The sequence below is a fragment of the Methylocucumis oryzae genome (assembly GCF_000963695.1).
Lineage (GTDB): Bacteria > Pseudomonadota > Gammaproteobacteria > Methylococcales > Methylomonadaceae > Methylovulum > Methylovulum oryzae.
On sequence record NZ_LAJX01000324.1, the window covers coordinates 1 to 3,959 of the forward strand.

General features: G+C 44.0%; 5 protein-coding genes and 1 pseudogene. 2 read left to right on the top strand and 4 right to left on the bottom strand.

Translation table 11 applies throughout. The annotated features are described in order from the left end of the window. From VZ94_RS26605 to VZ94_RS27425, 3 genes and pseudogenes are all read right to left on the bottom strand, one after another. Positions 1-111 (bottom strand): annotated as a pseudogene (locus tag VZ94_RS26605) (FAD-dependent oxidoreductase); the annotation flags it as partial. 24 nt (positions 112-135) lie between these two features. Next, a complete protein-coding gene (locus VZ94_RS21050) occupies positions 136-387 on the bottom strand; it encodes a hypothetical protein (RefSeq protein ID WP_192828694.1) in 252 nt (83 codons plus the stop codon). An 83-nt stretch (positions 388-470) separates the two neighbouring features. Beyond that, positions 471-650: a hypothetical protein gene (locus VZ94_RS27425; RefSeq protein ID WP_131655675.1), complete on the bottom strand. Its 180-nt coding sequence runs from the start codon at positions 648-650 to the stop codon at positions 471-473. Between the two features lie 281 nt (positions 651-931). Here VZ94_RS27425 and VZ94_RS24890 point away from each other — a divergent pair, with 281 nt between their 5' ends. Together VZ94_RS24890 and VZ94_RS21060 are read left to right on the top strand one after the other, a co-directional pair. Beyond that, on the top strand, positions 932-1,642 hold the full coding sequence (locus VZ94_RS24890; RefSeq protein ID WP_045780750.1) for a sialate O-acetylesterase: 711 nt from the start codon (positions 932-934) through the stop codon (positions 1,640-1,642). Further along, positions 1,629-3,830, top strand: a complete 2,202-nt coding sequence (locus VZ94_RS21060) for a zeta toxin family protein (RefSeq protein ID WP_045780751.1) — start codon at positions 1,629-1,631, stop codon at positions 3,828-3,830. The genes VZ94_RS24890 and VZ94_RS21060 overlap by 14 nt, the downstream gene beginning before the upstream one ends. Here VZ94_RS21060 and VZ94_RS24895 read toward each other — a convergent pair. Continuing rightward, positions 3,745-3,957, bottom strand: coding sequence for a sulfurtransferase TusA family protein (locus tag VZ94_RS24895; protein WP_239650132.1), 213 nt, complete (start codon positions 3,955-3,957; stop codon positions 3,745-3,747). The two genes, VZ94_RS21060 and VZ94_RS24895, sit on opposite strands and share 86 nt — an antisense overlap. Between the last annotated feature and the right edge of the window lie 2 nt (positions 3,958-3,959).

Here is a 3,959-nt window from a genome sequence, read left to right on the forward strand (position 1 = left end):
ATACACGAGGCAGTTTTCTCTGTCTGAGCCTGGCACCGGTGGCACAAAAGGATATGAACCGGTTGCCAACACCAGTTTGTCATAGCTAACAGTCACGCCTTTTGCTGACGTAACAGTTTTTTTTTTGCGCCCGGTCTATACTAACGCTTTATCGCCTAAATGAATCTGAATGCCGTGGTTGCTAAAAAAATCTGGTGCGACTAAGGATAATTCCTCAGCACTAGTGCCGGAGAAATACGAAGATAAATGCACCCGGTCATAAGCCGGTCTAGGCTCTTCGCAAAATGTGATAATGTCAAACTGCTCGCGCGCAGGACTTGCCACTAAACTGGCCAAAAAATATTGGCCGACCATACCGTTACCGATAATAACTATTTTCTGAGTCATCTCTACCTCTACAGGTTTAATCAGGCAAAAAAAAAGGCATCTAAAATCCATCTGGATTTATCGACGCCTTTGTCTGCTACAGTTCAACTTTGAACCGGAAGTACTCCTGCGTTGGAGTTTGTTTCTATATAAGCAGATTTTATGCCTATCTCATGAGTATTTTTAATACCTATCGCTTTTCTATTGAAATAATTGACATTATTTTTTTGCCAGTCTTGCCGTTTATCAGACGTTGCCCCTGTTAAAACAGATTTATGTCTCACAACGCACCATATTGATGCAAAAATCCCCTAGTTTAGTGCAGCCAACTTTACGTTTTACACCGTCAATTTTGAATAATAGCCCTAACTCATTTATTATCAGCGCTAAAATACCGGCTACTCACTTTAGTAGGGACAGAGTATTTAGGGTACAGGTGTTGGCAGCAGGGATGCTGCCACCAAGCCTACAGGGATGTATTTACGGCGTCCTGTACCCTGAATACCCTGTCCCGCCTTACGTTGGTAGCCGAAATACCAAACTACTCTTAACAACAGGGGTTATTATGGGGAAAGTACTTCTTAAGCTGTGCGTATTCGTTGTAAGCGCCGTCATTAGTAGTAATGTTCACGCTAAGAACACGCGACTCTTTATCTTATCGGGACAATCGAATATGGTTGGACTCAATCCAGACTTAAGTTTTACCCCTATGCTACAAAACACATTCCCCGATGATGACATTATCGTTATCAAAGATGCTGAAAACGGTCAGCCCATTCGCTGTTGGTATAAACAAGCCCCGCCCCAGCCTGAACAACACATCCTGCCGGTAGSCTTTTTATATGACCGCCTTATCAGCAAAGTTAAAGCCAGCTTGAGCAACAAACAACCGCAAACCGTTGCATTTATTTGGATGCAAGGTGAACGTGATGCTATAGAGCATCACGGCAATCGTTATGGAGGCGATTTAGAGGGCTTAATACAACAATTGCAACAGGATTTAGGGCGCGACGATATTACTGTTGTCATAGGACGCTTAAGCGATTTTGGCCTAAAAGAACAACAATACCATGAAGAATGGCAAAAAATTCGTCGTAGCCAAGTCGCAATTGCCGAAGCAAACCCGCTTAGAACCTGGGTAGATACGGATGACTTAAACGGTGAGCACGACGATTTGCATTATACCGCCGAAGGTTATCAACAATTAGGTACGCGACTTGCTCAAGCGGCTATCCATATCATTAACCAACACCAGCAACCTTATGCCAGTCGATGATTATTACAAGGTCTTAAGTTATCCGCGCTTAAACCGCTTAAAAACGTCACTCGCTATTGCACAAGCCAGTACTTTGTTAGCGGAGCTGCAACGCGAAATTGAAGACACCGTTTCCCATGACCAAGCTAAACGAGTCACTTACTTAACCGAATTGTTTTCTCGCATCCATAGAGAATTATTCGTCGATTGGAAGGACCAAGCAACGGTAAGCCATAGACCCGGCGCTATGCCTGATGCTGATAAACGTAAGTCATTCCGTATTACGCTTGAACGCTTAGTGTTAGATGATGACGATAATCAGGATACTGCCATTTTCGATAACAATGGCTTTGTCATTTTCACAGCGAATATTGCCGAACGCTTAAGTATTTTCTACCAAAAAATGCGCTCTGTTAGACCGTTTCATTATGGCAACCAAATAACGCTAGACTTTTTTATGGTGGCGTTAGGTAACTTGCCTGCATTCAAAAGCGTTTATCCACAAGCGATAGATTTTAGACGACTCAAAGCTAACGATGCGGCAGCTTTACACGATTTAACCAGCTCTCATGATGCCGTCACTCACGCGTTTGAAAATGCATTAAACCCTCTACTGCTAAAAAGTTTACCTAACACTGCAAACGGCTACGGCAAATGGCCGGAAAATCGTAAGTTCGTATTAGGTATCCCTTTTTTATCCCATACCACCGAGCAAGGCGTAGACTGCTTAGTGACCATTAACGGTGGTTTAGTGCCACTAGCAAAACTTAGAATCGACTTATTCTTAGCCGGCAAACAATTTGCGGATTACCCAGCCGAGCTGACCGAACCCGTCATCGGTTATTTACCCGGAACGGAGCACTTACGCCGCCCGAAAATGACTCAACTCGATGGCATACGCTTACCTAGCAATGGTAGTGCCCCCTTATTTTGCTTAGATATTAATATCTTATCCGGCTTACGCGCACCCGGTCACACCGAATTATTGCTATTATTAAAGCAGTGCCTAGGTGAACAAGCGACTATTTTTGAGCTTGCTAACAATGATGGCTTAAAACAACGTTTATTAGCTGAAGCCGGGGGAGATACGCGTTTACAACGCGGTGTCGAAATCGCTTATGAGCGTATTAGTTATATTGCCAGTAAATTAGAAGCCGCTAAGACAACGATATTTAATGGCAAAACCCCGGTCAGCCACCCACATTTATTTATGAGCATGGGCGGTGCGGGTTCAGGAAAAACAGCCGTAGAAGAACTTGCTGCTGCGGTATGTGGCGATAATTTTGTCATTGCTTCGCTCGATGAATTCCGTAAGCTCAGTGATTTATACAGTGTATTAACCGCCGCTAGCCATCACAGCGACGACTATACCTTTGTCGAGCCATTTGCCAACCGGCTACGCGCTTTAGTATCCCGCCATGCACGCGCCAATCGTATTAATATTTTGTATGACGGTACTGGCATACCTTATACACCGCGTTATGAAGAAATTATCCAAGCCTTTGCTAGCGCGGGGTTTGCCACACAGTTAACAGCAATAGATGCTTTTTTGGTGAAACCGGAAGGGCCTATTTATTTACCTTACTCATCGGTTATAGAACGCGTGCAAAAACGCTTCATCAAGAATGATAGAGCCTTGCCTTGGGTGGTGACCATTGATAAGCATATTCGCGCGCCCGGCTCGTTTATTACCGCATTACAGCATTCAGCGTTAAAAAAAATCGCTTTATTTGCTAATGACGGTGCGGTTGATCAACATTATTTAGTCGCGGAAAGTTTTGATTTCAACGACGAAGAAATCCGAGCTATGCAACGCCATCAACTCATGGCCCGCTTAAGCGACTATTTTTCTCTATTAATACGTCAACACACGCTTTCTGTGTTAAAGCGACTCGCTCACCACGATCAACCACTCATAACAGCTTTATTGAACCGTAATCCCGAATTCACCGAAGCAAACTTAGGTTATTTAGTCTATCACAGCGGCCAAACCTATCGCGTGTTAGCGATTTATAACGTGCGGCGCATGGTGGATTTCATAGAAAAACGCCAATTAAATCCAAATGCATCCGGTCAAGAAGGTTTGTTATTCAAACCAGACTCATTAGCCTTCCATGTGAATCCTACAACGGCGACGCCTTGGTTGACGACATTACAAGAGGATCACCCACTTGTAACACCACCGTATATTCATGATGCTCTGCCTTAGTCTCTAATACGTTATGACCGTTAATCCGGCACCACGCCGGAATATCTTGCAGCAAACCAGGGTCGGTACCGACAACTTCTAACACCGTACCTGGTTGCAACTGTTTAACTTTATCTTGGGTGCGGATAA

Excerpts from the sequence above, each read along its gene's own strand:
- VZ94_RS21050 (WP_192828694.1), bottom strand. The coding sequence starts at position 387 with ATGACTCAGAAAATAGTTATTATCGGTAACGGTATGGTCGGCCAATAT.
- VZ94_RS21060 (WP_045780751.1), top strand. The coding sequence starts at position 1,629 with ATGCCAGTCGATGATTATTACAAGGTCTTAAGTTATCCGCGCTTAAAC.